Annotated in this window: 10 protein-coding genes; 4 read left to right on the top strand and 6 right to left on the bottom strand. The window is 71.2% G+C overall.

Going from position 1 to position 14980, the window contains the following annotated elements; all coding sequences use genetic code 11:
- Nucleotides 1-163 precede the first annotated feature (163 nt).
- Nucleotides 164-751, bottom strand: a complete 588-nt coding sequence (locus tag ACIA8R_RS01390; RefSeq protein ID WP_397035861.1) for a TetR/AcrR family transcriptional regulator — start codon at nucleotides 749-751, stop codon at nucleotides 164-166.
- Between the two features lie 95 nt (nucleotides 752-846).
- Here ACIA8R_RS01390 and ACIA8R_RS01385 point away from each other — a divergent pair, with 95 nt between their 5' ends.
- The gene (locus ACIA8R_RS01385; protein ID WP_397035859.1) at nucleotides 847-1770 is read left to right on the top strand and encodes an NADP-dependent oxidoreductase; all 924 of its coding nucleotides are present in this window, start codon (nucleotides 847-849) and stop codon (nucleotides 1768-1770) included.
- Nucleotides 1771-2091: 321 nt separating this feature from the next.
- Here the strand turns inward: ACIA8R_RS01385 and ACIA8R_RS01380 are convergent, their stop codons facing one another.
- Nucleotides 2092-2961 (bottom strand): LysR family transcriptional regulator, encoded by an 870-nt coding sequence (locus ACIA8R_RS01380; RefSeq protein WP_357693502.1) that lies wholly within the window; start codon nucleotides 2959-2961, stop codon nucleotides 2092-2094.
- 71 nt (nucleotides 2962-3032) lie between these two features.
- Between ACIA8R_RS01380 and ACIA8R_RS01375 the strand changes: the two genes are divergently transcribed.
- Nucleotides 3033-3911: a 4-hydroxy-tetrahydrodipicolinate synthase family protein gene (locus ACIA8R_RS01375; protein WP_397035857.1), complete on the top strand. Its 879-nt coding sequence runs from the start codon at nucleotides 3033-3035 to the stop codon at nucleotides 3909-3911.
- On the opposite strand, the gene ACIA8R_RS01370 is transcribed toward ACIA8R_RS01375, so the two are convergent.
- Nucleotides 3873-4856: an FAD-dependent oxidoreductase gene (locus tag ACIA8R_RS01370; protein WP_397035855.1), complete on the bottom strand. Its 984-nt coding sequence runs from the start codon at nucleotides 4854-4856 to the stop codon at nucleotides 3873-3875. The two genes, ACIA8R_RS01375 and ACIA8R_RS01370, sit on opposite strands and share 39 nt — an antisense overlap.
- A 245-nt stretch (nucleotides 4857-5101) precedes the next feature.
- Between ACIA8R_RS01370 and ACIA8R_RS01365 the strand changes: the two genes are divergently transcribed.
- Both ACIA8R_RS01365 and abc-f read left to right on the top strand, forming a co-directional pair.
- Nucleotides 5102-5542 (top strand): MarR family transcriptional regulator, encoded by a 441-nt coding sequence (locus tag ACIA8R_RS01365; protein ID WP_364083783.1) that lies wholly within the window; start codon nucleotides 5102-5104, stop codon nucleotides 5540-5542.
- A 158-nt stretch (nucleotides 5543-5700) separates the two neighbouring features.
- Nucleotides 5701-7326 carry a ribosomal protection-like ABC-F family protein gene (gene abc-f, locus ACIA8R_RS01360; protein WP_397035852.1) on the top strand — a complete coding sequence of 542 codons (1626 nt, stop codon included), beginning with the start codon at nucleotides 5701-5703 and terminating at the stop codon, nucleotides 7324-7326.
- A gap of 99 nt (nucleotides 7327-7425) precedes the next feature.
- Here the strand turns inward: abc-f and ACIA8R_RS01355 are convergent, their stop codons facing one another.
- From ACIA8R_RS01355 to ACIA8R_RS01345, 3 genes are read right to left on the bottom strand one after another with little or no spacing between them, the layout of a single operon-like run.
- Nucleotides 7426-12258, bottom strand: coding sequence for a DNA repair ATPase (locus ACIA8R_RS01355; protein ID WP_397035850.1), 4833 nt, complete (start codon nucleotides 12256-12258; stop codon nucleotides 7426-7428).
- Nucleotide 12259: 1 nt separating this feature from the next.
- Nucleotides 12260-14356: a flotillin family protein gene (locus ACIA8R_RS01350; RefSeq protein WP_357693514.1), complete on the bottom strand. Its 2097-nt coding sequence runs from the start codon at nucleotides 14354-14356 to the stop codon at nucleotides 12260-12262.
- Entirely contained in the window at nucleotides 14356-14847 is a 492-nt protein-coding gene (locus ACIA8R_RS01345; protein ID WP_357693516.1) for a hypothetical protein, read from the bottom strand. The genes ACIA8R_RS01350 and ACIA8R_RS01345 overlap by 1 nt, the downstream gene beginning before the upstream one ends.
- Nucleotides 14848-14980: the final 133 nt, after the last annotated feature.

Below are 14980 nucleotides of genomic sequence, written 5' to 3'. Positions count from 1 at the left end.
GAGGAACCTTCGGTTCGCCTGAACTCTGGAATCTCCGCGGGGTCGACCAGCGTCGGAACAAAACGCGTAAGGCGGTCGCCTCGGCTGACCTTGGTGTTTCGTTCCGTCCCGATGTGTCTCCCACCCCTTCGGCAGCCATTCGCACACGCTCGGTGGGCGACAGTCATGCCGGGCGGCTCGTCGCCAGGTTGTGGATTCCTGTTCTGATGCGCTCGCGGGTCATCCCCGGAACGGTCAGGAGATGGTCGATGACGTCGGCGCGTAGTGCCGTGAACACGGCGTAGGCCAGGTACTTGGCGTCGACGTCGGGGTTGGTCGCGGCGAGTCGGCGGGTCAGTTCGGCGAGCCAGAAGCGGCTGGCGTTGTTGGCGTAGTAGGCGTCTGGTCCGAGGTACTCGAAGGCCCGGATGAGCGCCCGGTTGCGCCATACGAAGTCGAGCAGCGCCTCGACGTAGGTTTCCAGCGCTTCGGCTGGCGGCGCCCCTGGCCCGAGGGGTGGGGGACCGCTCTCAACCGCTTCGCGCAGTTGCGCGGCGCGGGGCTCCAGGATCTCCTGGATGAGGCCCGAGCGGTCGCCGAAGTGTCGGAAGATCGCTGCCTTGCTGACACCCGCCGCCTGCGCGATGTCCTGCACCGAGACGTTCGAGATGTCCTCTCGCGCGAACAGGGACGTGGCCGCGGCGAGGATCGCCGCGCGGTTTCTCGTCGCGTCCGCGCGGGCCTTGTTGGTCGGCAGCATGATCGTCCCCATTTGAAAATCGAACCGTCGGTTCGTATGCTACTGGAGCTGAAACAAACCATCGGTTCGTTTAGTTCAAAAGCGAGCCTCGATTCCGAAAGGCTCCGATGCCAGACAGCTATCAGGCAGTTGTGTTCTCCCGATATGGGGATGCGGAGGTCCTTGACCTCCTCGAGCTCGCCGTGCCCGAGCCAGGATGCGGGCAAGTACGTATCGGCGTCCGCGCCGCTGCCGTGAACCCGATCGATTGGAAGATCCGCTCCGGCGCGCTGGCCGACGTGATGCCCGTCGAGCTGCCACACGTACCCGGCATCGACGTGGCCGGCGTGATCGAGGCCGTCGGCGAGGACACACAGGGATTCGCCGTCGGCGACGAGGTACTGGGCAAAGCGCTCGCCGGCAGCTACGGCGAAAAAGCGCTGGCCCAGGTGGACCGGATCGCCGTCAAGCCGACGGGGCTCTCCTGGGAGCTTGCGGCCGCACTACCCGTTGCCGCAACGACCGCTCACCACGCGCTCGACGTGCTCAACCTCAAGTCCGGCGAGACACTGGTCATCAACGGCGCATCAGGCGGGGTCGGAACGCTCGCGGTGCAACTGGCCAGGCGGCGGGGTGCCACGGTGATCGGGACGGCCAGTGAAACCAACCACGACTACCTACGGTCGCTCGGAGCCACGCCGGTTCGCTACGGCACCAGCCTCGGCGAGCGCATCGCCGCGATCGCTCCTGGAGGCGTCGATGCCGTCCTGGACACCGCCGGCCACGGCTCGCTGCCCGAACTGATCAGCCTGGCCGGCGACCCCGATCGTGTCGTAACGCTGGCCGACTTCTCGGCTGGGCAACTCGGCGCCCGGTTCATCGCGGAGGAGCCCGGCGACATGCCAGCGATCCTCGCCGAGGTCGCGGGGCTTGCAGCCGCCGACGCGATCACGCTCCCGCTCACTTCCTACCGCCTCTCCGACTCCGCGGCCGCCCACCGCGCCAGCGAAACCGGCCACGTCCGCGGCAAGCTCGTGCTGATTCCTGACTGACACCTCCATGATCCCTGCGACGATCGGTGCCTGAAGCAGCTCAGCGGCCAGGAGCCCGTGTTGTGGTTTACACGCTCGCGTCCGTGGGCGCCATTGGTTGTGCTTCACCGGGGTGTCGATGTCGTGGCCGAAAGCCGTCCTACCCGGCCGCCATCCTCGGGATCGAGAACGTCAATAGCTTCCGCGTCCAGCTGTCCCACTGGTCCCACCAGGGTTACATCAACAAGATCGGACCAGCCCTCTATGGCCCCATGCCCACGAGCACTTAAGTCTTCGTCAGCAGGCTCTTAGACCGGGCGCCGATCGGAGACGGAAGGCCGGTCAGAGGGGGAGGGTGGTGGCGGCGGCGTGGAAGGCGGCGACGGCCGCCCGGACCGCCGGATGGTCGCCGTAGCCGCGGCGGAAGGCGGCCCGCGTGCGGCGGCTCAGGGGAAGGCGGGTCAGCGAGACGCCGCCGGGCGGGGTGAGCGCCGCCAGCCGGGGCACGAGCGCGACGCCCTGCCCCGCGGCGGCGAAGGCGAGCACGGTGTCGAAGTCGTCGATGTGGTGCCGGACCCGCGGCTCGAAGCCGGCCGCCTGGCAGGCCCTGATCGCCATGGTGTGGCAGAGCGTGCCCGGCTTGCTCAGGATCCACGGATCGTCGCGGGCGTCGGGGACGCAGGCGCGGTCGGTCAGGTACATCGGCTCGGTGAACAGCGGTTCGGTCTCGATGGAGGCGTCGGTGACCGGGGGCACGAAGTCGTACTCGTGCACGAGGGCTACGTCGAGCTCGCCCGCCCGCAGCGCCGCCGAGACGTCTGCGGGGTCGATCTCGGCGACCATCGGCTCAAGGCCCGGGTACGCGCCGGTCAGACGGGCCAGCGCGGGCGGCAGCAGCACGCGGGTGGCCGTCGGGAAAGCGCCGATCCGCAGCGGGCCCGACGGCCCGCCCCGGGCGGCGGCGAGCGCGGCCGAGGCGCGTTCGAGCTGTTCGAGCACGGCCTGCGCGTGCTCGACGAGCAGCAGCCCGGCCGGGGTGAGGGTGACCGTGCGGCCGGTGCGTTCCAGCAGCGGCACGCCCGCCTCCCGCTCCAGCGCGCTGAGCTGCTGCGAGACCGCCGAAGGCGTGAACGTGACCGCCTCGGCCACGGCGGTGATCGTGCCGCGCCTGGCCAGCTCGCGGAGCAGGTGGAGCTTGCGAGGATCGAGCATAAGTTCATCTTAAGCTCGAACGAAGAAATCCGAACTGGACCTAACAGGTCGTCGGGCGGCAGGCTCGGAGCATGCTGAGAGGAATCCACGTACCGCTGGTCACGCCGTTCACGTCGTCGGGCGAGGTGGCCGCCGACGCGGTCGAGAAGCTGGCCGGGCAGATGCTCGACGAGGGCGCGGCCGGGCTGGTGGCGCTGGGGACGACGGCCGAGGTGGCCGCCCTCGACCCCGCCGAGCGGGCGCTGGTGGTCGAGACCTGCGTCCGCGTGTGCGCCGGACGCCGGGCGGTGCTGACCGTGGGCGTGACCGGGAACGACACCCGGACGACGGCCGCGGCGCTGCGCGAGCTGCCCGCCGGGGTGGACGCGGCCCTGGTGACCGTGCCGTACTTCCTGCGGCCCGGCGAGCGCGGTGTGATCGCGCACTTCGAGGCGCTGGCCGAGGCGTCACCCGTGCCGCTGGTGGTCTACCACATCCCCTACCGGACGGGACAGGCCGTGGGAGCCGAGACCCTGCGGCGCATCGGGGCCCATCCGAACGTCGCGGGCGTCAAGTACGCCGCGGGCGGCATCGACCAGGACACGATCGACCTGCTCGCGGACCTGCCCGACGGGTTCGAGGTGCTCGGCGGCGACGACGCGTTCGTCTCGCCGCTGCTCGCCCTCGGCGCCTCCGGCGGCATCCTGGCCTCGGCGCACCTGCTGACCAGGAGCTTCGTCGAGCTGGTGGACGCCTGGCAGGCCGGTGACGTGGCCACCGCGCGTCCGCTCGGGCACCGGCTGGCGCAGGTCTCCCGCGCGCTCTTCGCCGAGCCCAACCCGACCGTGATCAAGGGCGTCCTGCACGCCAGGGGCCTGATCCCCACGCCGGACGTGCGGCTGCCGCTGCTGCCCGCCTCGGCCGCCGCGGTGTCACAGGCCGACCTGGTGGCGGTACATCCAGGCCAGTGACTCCTGGCTCGCGCTCCGCTTCAGGAACATCGGCAGCATCAGGTCGCGGAAGACCCGGGCGACCGGGCCCGCGGCCTTGCTGTTGCTGATCGTCCTGGAGTAGGCCACCACCCGCTCGACCCTGGGCCGCCGCTCGGCCTCGAAGCGCTCGAACGCCTCGCGGTGGCCCTTCGCCTCCCGCAGGTACCTGGCCAGCACGACCGCGTCCTCGACGGCCAGCGAGGCGCCCTGGCCGGAGCTGGGCGAGGTGGCGTGGGCGGCGTCCCCGGTGAGCAGGACGCGGCCCTTGTGCCAGACGGGCACCGGCGGCAGGTCGTACACCGGCAGCGCCAGGTCGACCGGGCCGCGGCGGACGACGTCGGCCGAGACGTTCGCGTCGCCCTCGAACGCCTCCACCAGGACCGGCTTCCAGTCCGCCGGCACGTCGCCGAGCCGCCTGGGCAGGTTCGCGAACCACCACGTGTCGCCCGACTCGGCCACCGTGTAACCGAAGAAGGCCCGCTTGCCGAAGATCATGTTGTAGACGCCGGGCTCGCCGCCGACCCCGGCGTCCCGGACGATGCCGCCGAAGCTGTACAGACCGCTGTAGCGCGGGCCGGGCGCGCCGGGGTCGAGGAGCGAACGGGTGCGCGAGTGCACGCCGTCGCAGGCGATCAGCAGGTCGCCGGTGGCCGAGGTGCCGTCCTCGAAGGTGGCCACGACCTCGTCGCCGGTGTCCTCGTAGGAGACCAGGCGTTTGCCGTACGTGATGGGGATGCCGCGCCGGGCGGCCTCGTCACGCAGGGAGCCGTAGAGGTCGGAGCGGAGCACGGTGTGGCTGACCGTGCCGTCGTCGAGCCGCAGGCCGTTGGCCACCTCGCCGAGGCGCTTGCCGGTGCCGCTCCACATGACCATGCGCGGGGTGGGGATGGCCGACGACAGCGCCTCGCGGTGGACGCCGAGCACACGCAGGGCGGCCAGGCCGTTGGAGGCCAGGTTGAGGAACGAGCCGACGTTCTCGGCGCCCCGCCCGTACGCCTCGTGGATCTCGGCGTCGATGCCGACCGCCTGGAGGGCCTTCGCCGTACCGGACCGCCGATCCCGCAGCCTATGACCAGAGCCTTCATGGTGATATCCTTTCGTTCGACCGAACGAAATATATGAGAGCAGGCAGCGGGATGTCCAGAGATATTTCGGTGCATCGAAAGAAATTGTTGGACGAACTGGTCGAGGCGGGTCGCGAGAGCAGCAACGCCGCGGTCATGTACCACAGCGCCATGGGCGAGCGGCTGGGCCTGGGGATGACCGAGGAGAAGACACTCGACCTGCTCCAGCGCCAGGGCCCGCTGACCGCGGGGGAGCTGTCCCAGCACACCGGCCTGGCCCCGGCCTCGGTCAGCGGGCTGATCGACCGGCTGGAGGCCAAGTGGCTGGTCCGCCGGGTGCGCGACACCAAGGACCGGCGCCGGGTCATCGTGGAGATCAACTGGGAGCGGCTGGCCGGCTTCGGCGAGCTGTTCGAGCCGTTCGTGGCCGCGATGTCCGGCCTGTACGACCGCTACACCGACGAGGAACTGGCCCTGATCGTCGACTTCCTCCGGCGGTCCACGGCCCTGCAACGGGAGGCCACCACGGAACTGCGGGCCGAATAAAGGGCTGTACAAAGATCCCATTACGGGCTACCGTGTCCGGCGATATGGGTTACTGCTTCCTGTGATTCTCACGCCCGAGGCGCATCCGCGTTGAGCCGACAGCTCCGCCGCGCCTCGTACCGGTCATATCCGCGTTGAGACAAGGAGGTGGAGCCTCTATGCGTACTGCTGCCCAATTGGCGCTGACCGAGATCACCAAGCGTTACGACACCCGGGCCGTCCTGGACCGCGTGTCGCTCACCGTCAGGCCCGGCGAGCGGGCCGGCGTGATCGGCGACAACGGCTCGGGCAAGTCCACGCTGCTCAAGCTCATGGCGGGCGTCGAACGTCCGGACAACGGCGAGCTGACCGTGGTCGCGCCCGGCGGCGTGGGGTACCTCCCGCAGTCGCTGGAGCTGCCGCCGCACGCCACCGTGGCCGACGTCGTGGACCTGGCCCTGGCCGAGCTGCGCGAGATCGAGGCGCGGATGCGCGCGCTCGCCGCCACCGACCTGGACGCCTACGCCAAGGCCGTCGCCGAGTTCGAGGCGCGCGGCGGCTACGAGGCCGACACCCGCGTGGACGTCGCCCTGCACGGCCTCGGCCTGCCCGGCCTGGACCGGGACCGCCCGGTCTCCACGATGTCGGGCGGCGAGCGGTCGAGGCTGGCCCTGGCCGCGACGCTGGCCGCCGCGCCGGAGCTGCTGCTGCTCGACGAGCCGACCAACGACCTGGACGACCAGGCCGTCGCCTGGCTCGAAGAGCGTCTGCGCGAGCACCGCGGCACGGTCGTGGCGATCAGTCACGACCGGGAGTTCCTCGACCGGGTCACCACGGTGATCCTGGAGGTCTCCGCCGGACGGGTGCGCCGCTACGGCGACGGCTACTCCGGCTACCTCACGGCCAAGGCCGCCGAACGGGCCGCGCACGTGCGGGCCCACGAGGAGTGGCGGTCCGAGCTGGCCCGGCACGCCGGTCTGGTGACGGCCAACGCCGGGCGGATGGCGGCCGTCCCGCGGGCGATGGCGAAGGCAGGGATGGGCACCGGCGCGTGGCGGGCGCGGTCGCGTACGCACGGTGCGGCCGGGCGCGTCCGGCAGTCGCAGCAGCGGATGCGGTGGCTCAGGGAGCACCCGGTGCCACCGCCGCCCGTCCCGCTGCGGTTCACCGCCTCCATCGCCACCTCCGTCCCGTCCCTCACCGACGTGCCGGACGGGCCGCCGTCGGCGGTCGTGCTCGACGGGGTGCGGGTGGCGGGGCGGCTGCGGCTCGACGGGCTCACCGTGCGGCGGGGGGAGCGGCTGCTGGTCACCGGGCCGAACGGCGCGGGCAAGACCACGCTCATGCGGGTGCTCGCCGGCGAACTGCGTCCCGACGCGGGCACCGTACGCCGGGCCGGGCGGGCCGGGCTGCTCCGCCAGGAGGAACAGGCGGCGCGGCTGGACCGTACCGTGCTCGCGGCCTTCGCCGAGGGGCGGCCGGGCAGCCCCGACGAGCACGCCGACCGGCTGCTCGGCCTGGGCCTGTTCCGGCCGGGCGACCTGCGGCGGCGGCTCGCCGACCTCTCGTACGGGCAGCGCCGCAGGGTCGAGCTGGCCCGCCTGGTCAGCGACCCGGTGGACCTGCTCCTGCTCGACGAGCCGACCAACCACCTGTCGCCGATGCTGGTGGAGCAGCTTGAGGAGGCGCTGGCCGACTACGAGGGCGCGCTGGTGGTCGTCACCCACGACCGCCGCCTGCGCGCCGCCTTCACCGGCGCCCACCTGGAGCTCCCCCCAGCCCCCCGCAACGGCCGCACCCTCTGACGGCCGTGCCCGCCCGGCTCAGAGGGCGGGCCGACCGACGGATGGCCGTGCCTCCCTCGGCCACCGGCCGCACTCCCCGACGGCCGGTGGCCGCCTCGCTCAGCGGTCGGATTCCCTGATGGCCGTGCCCACCTCGCCGACCCGGTCGGATTCCCTGATGGCCGTGCCCACCTCGCCGACCCGGTCGGCGAGGAGGCCGAGGGCGCCCACAGCTCGGGTCATCGGGTCGTCGCCGTCGCCGCCCAGCGCCCTGGCCCGGAGGAAGGCCGCCTTGATCTCCGCCCAGCGCGCCGCCTGGGCGGGGGTCAGACGGCCGCGCAGCTCGGCCAGTTTGAGCAGGTTGGCCTCGGCGTCCTGGGTGAGGGTCTGCGCCTCGCCCAGGTAGTGGTCGTCGATCACCGCCTCCAGCTCGTCGTCGTTCATGGCGGGCACGATGCGCTCGGCCAGCTTGTTCATGTTCCGGTACGACCCCTGCAACCGGTACGGCGGCTCGGTCCTGGACGCCTCCGCCTGCGACGCCGACGCGATGTACGCCGCGTTGTTGGCCAGCACCACCTCCTGGACGCGCACCAGCTTGCCCAGCACGCCGAGCACCTGGTCCAGCTCGGCCTTCCCGTACGGGTGCCGGAGCTGGTCCGGGCGGACGGCCGGGTCGCCCTTGGCCAGGCGTACCAGCAGCTCGACGTCGCCCCCGTCGCGCCCCGAGAGGGGGGCCAGCACCGGGTTGGAGGTCAGCGCGTTGTCGACGTAGCTCAGCGCGAACAGCTCGTCCTTGCCGGAGAGCACGTCGCCCAGGTTCCACACGTCGGCGCGGTTGGCCAGCATGTCCGGGATGCGGAAGCGCTGCCCGGACTCGGTGTACGGGTTGCCCGCCATGCACACCGCGAACCGCTTGCCGCGCAGGTCGTACGTGCGGGTCCGGCCGTTCCAGACGCCTTCGATGCGGCGCTGGGCGTCGCACAGCGAGATGAACTTCTGCAGCAGCTCCGGCGAGGTGTGCTGGATGTCGTCCAGGTAGAGCAGGGTGTTGTTGCCGGTCTCCAGCGCGAAGGAGATCTTCTCGACCTCCTGCCTGGCCGTGGCGTCGGGCGCGTCGGCCGGGTCGAGCGAGGTGACGCCGTGGCCGAGCGCCGGGCCGTTCACCTTGACGAAGACCAGGCCGAGGCGGCTGGCGACGTACTCCATCAGCGTGGTCTTGCCGTAGCCGGGCGGGGAGATGAGCAGCAGCAGGCCCATCTGGTCGGTGCGCTTGCCCGCGCCCGCCGCGCCGAGCTGCTTGGCCAGGTTGTCGCCGATCAGCGGCAGGTAGACCTCGTCCAGCAGCCGGTTGCGGACGAACGCGCTCATGACCTTGGGCCGGTACTCCTCCAGGCGCAGCCGGCGGCGTTCCTGCTCGACCAGCTCGTTGCGGCGGCGCTGGTAGGCCCGGAAGGCCGGAACCCGTTCCCGCCTGAAGGCGCGTGCCCTGGTCAGCAGCTCGTCGAGCCTGAACCGCAGCCTGCGGTCCTGGACGCGCGGATGCGCGCCGAGCAGGCCCTCGACGGTCTCCTCGACGGCGGCGTCGGAGTCGTGGCGGGGCAGGTCGCACAGGTGCACGGTGACGGCCTCGGCCACCTCGGGCCCCTGGCGGTAGGCGCCGATCCAGGCGTGGGCGAGCTGGAGCCGCTCGGGCAGGGGGAGCGCGGCCAGCTCCTCCTCGAACTCGCGCGTCCTGGCCGGGCCGAGTGTCTGCCTGAAGCCGTCGAGCAGGTCGCGGGCCGCCTTGCCGGTCACGAAGCCGAACGGCGTCGCGCCCAGCTCCTCGACCAGGTACTCGCCCGCCAGCGCGGCCGTGCTCTCCACGCCGGGGGAGAAGGCGGCGATCTGGCCGCCGAGTTCGGCGGCCAGGGCCTCCAGGGCGGGGGTGTGGCCGAAGACCGAGCGGGCGCGGACCAGGGAGGCGGCTCTGGTGGTCAATGTTTTACGTGAAACCTCGTCCGTGCCGAAGGCCCAGAAGAGCTGGGCCGCCGCGCGGGCCTCGGGCGGGTAGCGCAGGAGTCCGGCGCCCTCGCTCAGGCGGACCAGGCTCTCCAGGACGAGGATCGCGTCGTGGTCGTGGACGCCGCGCTCGTAACCCTCGTCGTATCGCTGCTCGGCGGCCTGACGTACCAGGTCGGCCAGGGGAGCCCCGGGCCGTACGGACTCCAGGAGGGAGGCGGCCAGGTGCTCGGCCCGGTACATGTCCGGCGTCTCCGACACCAGGAGCTGGTCCCAGAACGGCCGCGTGTCGGCGAACGAGGCCGGCACGGGCGCGCGGTAGTCCGTCCCCGTGATCGCGAAGTGCAGGTCGCCGTCGTGCGGGACCAGCGTCAGGTCGATCGGCTGGGTGTTGACGGCGAAGCGGTGACGGCCGAGGCGCAGCGTCTCGCCGCCGTCGGTGAACAGGTCCAGCCGGTCCCGCAGGGCGCGGCCCGCCTCCTGCTGGGCCGCCTTGACCCGGCCGTCCAGCTCCTCGGCCCGTACGGCGTCGCCCAGGGAACGCAGCTCGGCCGCCGCCGTACGGATCCTGCCGACCATCGGATCGGTGGCGAAGTACGTGTTGACCTCGTCCATCGACCCCAGGGACGCCAGCCGCCCGGTCACACTGGCCAAAATGCGCCCGGCCGAGGCGAAGACCCGGTCGGCCCGCCGCGCCAGGCCGTCGAGCTGGGTCTGCTTCCTGGCCGAGAACGCCTCGTAGACCTCGTCCCGCCGGCCCGCGAGCTGGGCGGCGAAGTCGTCGAACTCGCCGAACCGGGCCTCCAGATTCTCCACCTGGAGCATCAGGCGGCCGAGCTGCTCGTCGCACTTGTCCGGTGTGTCGGCCATCGCCAGCGCGCCCGTGACGGCCTGGCCGAACAGGGCGAACTCGGCGGCGAAGGCCGCGCGGCCCTCCGAGCCCAGCAGCTCGCGCCGCCGCCCGTCGAGCAGGGCCCGCGCCCGGTTCACCCCGCCCAGCACCTCGGCGATCCGGCCCAGGATCGACGTGCGGACCGTGGCGTCGGCGATCTCCAGCGAACCGACGACCTCCGTCACCACCTCCAGGCCCTCCGCCTGCTCGGCCAGCCGGTCCGCGACGGGCGCGGCCTCGGCCACGGTCGCGATCGCGGCGGCGTCGGCGGCCAGCCCTTCAACGGCCGCGTGGTAGGCGGTGAACGCCTCCGCGCCCTCCAGGAAGGCGACCGCGCGCCTGCCGGTCGCGGCCAGCTCCGCGGTCACGGCGGCGGACAGCTCGTCCAGGCGGGCGAGGTCCATGTGGCGGACGTCGCGCAGGGTCACCAGGCGGCCCTGCTGCCTGCGCAGGCCGGCCAGCGTGGTGACCCAGGCGTCGGCGGTGGCGGGGGTGTCGGCGGCGGCCTGGCGTACCAGGTGGGTGGTCTCCTCGGCCGCCGCCGTCAGCGTGTCGGCGGCCTGGCGGGTGAGCTGCTCGACGTTCTCGTACTCGTCGAGCACCTGCTCGGCGGTGGCGCGCACGTCGGCGAGCGGCGCGGCGAGCCCGTGCTCGCCGAGCCAGTGGTAGGAGTCCGCCGCGCGGGTGCAGGCCGCGATCAGCGCCTCGAACGTGGCCTCCGACGCCGCCATCTCCTCGACCATGCGGGCCACGGACAGGCAGTCGGAGATCCCGCGCACCAGCTCGGCGTTGCCGATGCGCTCCAGGGGCCCGGTCCCGGCGGGCTGGGCGGCGGCGTAGGTGTCGGACACGTACGGCGTCTGCCACACCTGCATCGGGTGGACCCGGGTCGGCTCCTCGGAGAGGGCGCGGAAGACCACCATCGTGCCGTCGTCGAACAGGGAGTACCCGTGGCAGACGATGGGGTTGGCCACCTCCTTCCTGATCACGTTGTACGGCAGCAGCAGCGAGCGGCCGTCGCCCCGGGCGTGGAAGACGTACAGGACGTCCTCGCCGTTGGGCGAGCGCACGACCCGCTCGAACTCCAGGTCCGTCACGTCCGTGTCGAACGTCTTGCTGACCCCGGTCGCCAGGTAGTAGCCGCCCGGGAAGATCAGCCCCTGGTCCTCGGGCAGCCGCTGGCAGGACTGGCCGATGCCGTCGAGCCTGGTCACCGCCTTGGTACGGGTGTTGAAGACCAGATGCCGCCAGTCCTGCTCCTTGTACGGCCTGATCCGCATGAGGACGAGCGGCCCGATCCTGGCGTACTCGACGTCGGCGTCGGCCAGCGACTGGAGGCGTTCGGTGACCGGCTCGGAGTAGACGCCCGCGCCGGTCTCCGTGTTGTTCTCGACCTTGATGGTCAGGTCGCCGCCGATCGTCTCGACGAAGACCTCGCCCTCGATCGAGATGTGCGGATGGCGGCCGAGCACGTGGTCGTCGCGGGTGGTCGGCGTCCACTCGAAGTCGTGGGACGGCGGGAAGACGTGGTCCCGCTCTCCCCGGTTGTCCAGATATCTCGGGACACCGCCGTTGCTGACCGCCCACCTGAGCACCCGCGTGTCCGCGGGGCCCGTCCGGAACACCGCCAGCAGCTTGCCCTCGACCCGCCTGAGCTGCTGGAGGCTGGTCTCCTTGTAGTACCGGTACAGCTCGGCGAAGTCCTTCCTGAACGCCGGCTCCTCCAGCGTCTCCAGCTTGCCCGTCTCGAACGTGAACGTGTCCCCGTCCCTGGTGAAGCGGTGGACGGCGAACACGTCGGCCACGGTCGTCTCCGGCTTGAGCCCGATGAAGACGTTGTAGCCGAACAACATCACCTCGCCCAGCGAGACGATGTCCCTCGGGACGCAGTTGTTCTCCGTCCTGATCCGCTCGGTGCCGAGCAGGCGCAGCTCCGCGCCGCCGAAGACGCGCAGCCGCTGCCCGTTGACCTCCTCCGCCGCGACCGCCAGGGCCTTGGCCTGCGCCTGGAGACGGTTCCTGAGAACCTCGTAGGTCCCGGCTTCCAGCTCGGTGGTGCTCACGTCAGCCCTTCGCCGCCGCCAGCGCGGCCACCGGGGAGTCGGCCAACCCGAGCCGCCGCGCGGTCTCCAGCAGCTCGCCGAGCGCCGACGACTGCGGGCCGCCGTCCTGGATGAGCCGCATGAGCAGGGCCGAGACGGTCAGGTTCTTGATGTCCTCGGTGCGCACCCCGCCGACCACGCTCGCGATGTCGGCCGCCAGGCTGGCCGTCCCGTTGAGGTACGGCTGCACCAGGGCCCCGGCCACCTCCGAGTGGCCGACGAAGCCGTCCACCGCCTTGCCCGTGGTGATCGAGCCGACGACCTTGTCGAAGAACATCGTGTCGCCGCCGACGATGTCGATGTTGGCCTTGGACAGGCCCGCCGCCAGCACGCTGGCCTGCGACTCGGCCACCTGGCGGGTGACGTCGATGTGCTTGAGCCTGATCTCCTTGTCGGCCTCCAGGCGCAGGCGGTACTCCTCGTGGCCCCGGCTGGCCTCGTCCAGGGCGGCCATCGCGGCGGCCTTCTGGGTCAGGCCCTCGGCCTCGGCCTTCAGCTTCTCGCCGATCGCGGTGGCGCCCGCCAGCGCCATGGCCTGCTCGCCCTCGGCCTGCGCCTTGAGCCGGTCGCCCTCGATCAGCGCCATGGCCCGCGCGCCCTCGGCCTCGGCCCGCAGCTTCTCGCCCAGGGACGCCGCCTCCGCGCGGCCGACCTTCTCGATGGCGTCCGCGTCGCGCTCCTTGACCTGCACCTGCGCCAGCCCGGCCGCCGCGGACTCGGCCTGGACGCCCTCCGCGAGCCGGATCTTGGCCCGCGCGTCCAGCTCGGCGGCCTGCTGCCGGGCCTCGGCCAGCACCAGCTCCTCACGGGCCCTGAACTTCGACGCCGCCTCCGCCGCCTCGGCCGCCTTGATGTCCTTGACCAGGTTCTCCTGAGCCTCCGCCTCGGCGGCGATGATCACCTGCTGGCGGGTGCGCTCGGCCTCCTCGACCACGCGCAGCCGCTTGATGCTCTCCTCCTGCTCGGCCACCGTCTTGTCGACCGCGATGCGCTCCCTGATGACCTCGGCGATCGACCGCTTCTCGGTCTCGACCTCCTTGTCCTTCGCGATGCGCGACAGCTCGGTCTCCCGCTCCCGGGCGATGACCTCCAGCAGGCGGTCCTTCTCGATGCGCTCGCTCTCGATCGCGATCACCCGTTCGCGGTTCTTCTCGGCGACCGCCACCTCGCGGGCCTGGTTCTCGCGCTGCACGCCGAGCTGCTCGTCGGTCCTGATGTCCGCCGTCTGCGCGCGCAGCCGCTCCTCGGCCTGCACGCGGGCGATCTCCGCCTCCTCACGGGCCTTGACGGTCTCGATCTCGCGGCGCTGCTTGAGCTCGGCGTCGGCCTGGCGGCGCTGGAGTTCCAGGATGGCCTCGCGGGCGTCCACGTTCTGGCGGGTGATCTCCTTCTCCTCGGCCCGCTGGAACTCGTTGGTCCGTACGTGTTCCAGCGCGGTCAGCTCGGTGATCTTCCTGATGCCCTGGGCGTCCAGGATGTTGCTGGAGTCGAGCTGGGTGAGCGCGGTCTGCTCCAGGTAGTCGATGGCGGCGTCTTCGAGGCTGTAGCCGTTCAGGTCGGTGCCGATGAGCCGGATGATCTCGTCGCGGAACTCGTCCCGCTTGGTGTAGAGGTCGACGAAGTCGAGGTGCTTGCCGGCCGTCTTCAGCGCCTCGGAGAACTTGGCGCTGAACAGCTCCTGGAGCGTGTTCTCGTCACTGGCCCTGGCGGTGCCGATGGCCTGGGCGACCTTGATGACGTCCTCGGCGGTCTTGTTCACCCGGACGAAGAACGTGATCTTGATGTCGGCCCTGATGTTGTCCCGGCAGATCAGCCCCTCGCGGCCGGTACGCGTGATCTCGATGGTCTTCACCGAGATGTCCATGGTCTCGGCCTTGTGGACGACGGGCAGCACGATGGCGCCGGTGAACGTCACGTCCACCTTGTTGACCTTCGACACGATCAGCGCCTTGCCCTGTTCCACCTTACGGAAAAGGCGGCCGATGATGACGAGCAGGCCAATCACGATGACCAGGACGACGGCGAGAAATACGCCGAAGCCCGTGGAGATGACGTCCATCAGATCTCGCTTTCGTAGGGCATGACCCAGAAGAATTCGCCGTCTTTGTCGTATTGGAAGATGAGTGCCTTGTCGCCGCGGGCCAGGCGGTCCCCGCCGGTCGTGCGGACCTGGACGACGGCGGTCGAGCCGTCCTCGGCGGCGACCTCGGCCTGGCCGAAGTCGGGGGTGGCGGCCCCGGTGCGGATGACGCACGGGCGGCCCACGAGGTCGTCGCGCGAGTGGCGTCCGCCGTCCGGGAAGGCCCTGCGCAGCGGCCTGATCAGGGCGCGCGTGGCGAGCCAGGCGCCCGCCGCCGCGGCGAAGGGCGCGGCGGCCAGCGCGGCGTCCGGCAGCACCTGGCCGCCGATCAGGGCCAGCAGCCAGGCGATCGCGACCAACAGGGAGATCGCGATCCCGGCGGGCACGCCCCCGAACCCCAGCCACGGCGCGTCGTGGTCGAGGTCGAGCAGGCCGGCGATGACGGCCAGCCAATAAGCCACGACGGCCACGAGGAGGAAAGTGAAAATAACCGTCGGAAAGCTCAGAGCGGCGTGGAAGAACTCGGTCATCAGCCCTCGGTTTGCCCATCCCCCGGTGTGTCCTGACGGACTATATACATATAAAGCACGACTAAAGCGGAAA

Origin of the sequence: Nonomuraea sp. NPDC051191, from assembly GCF_044455665.1 — a bacterium.
GTDB lineage: Bacteria > Actinomycetota > Actinomycetes > Streptosporangiales > Streptosporangiaceae > Nonomuraea.
Note: the sequence above shows the minus strand (reverse complement) of the source record. Positions and strands in the feature narration are given on the sequence as shown.

Excerpts from the sequence above, each read along its gene's own strand:
- ACIA8R_RS01390 (WP_397035861.1), bottom strand. The coding sequence starts at position 751 with ATGGGGACGATCATGCTGCCGACCAACAAGGCCCGCGCGGACGCGACG.
- ACIA8R_RS01385 (WP_397035859.1), top strand. The coding sequence starts at position 847 with ATGCCAGACAGCTATCAGGCAGTTGTGTTCTCCCGATATGGGGATGCG.
- ACIA8R_RS01380 (WP_357693502.1), bottom strand. The coding sequence starts at position 2,961 with ATGCTCGATCCTCGCAAGCTCCACCTGCTCCGCGAGCTGGCCAGGCGC.
- ACIA8R_RS01375 (WP_397035857.1), top strand. The coding sequence starts at position 3,033 with ATGCTGAGAGGAATCCACGTACCGCTGGTCACGCCGTTCACGTCGTCG.
- abc-f (WP_397035852.1), top strand. The coding sequence starts at position 5,701 with ATGCGTACTGCTGCCCAATTGGCGCTGACCGAGATCACCAAGCGTTAC.
- ACIA8R_RS01350 (WP_357693514.1), bottom strand. The coding sequence starts at position 14,356 with ATGGACGTCATCTCCACGGGCTTCGGCGTATTTCTCGCCGTCGTCCTG.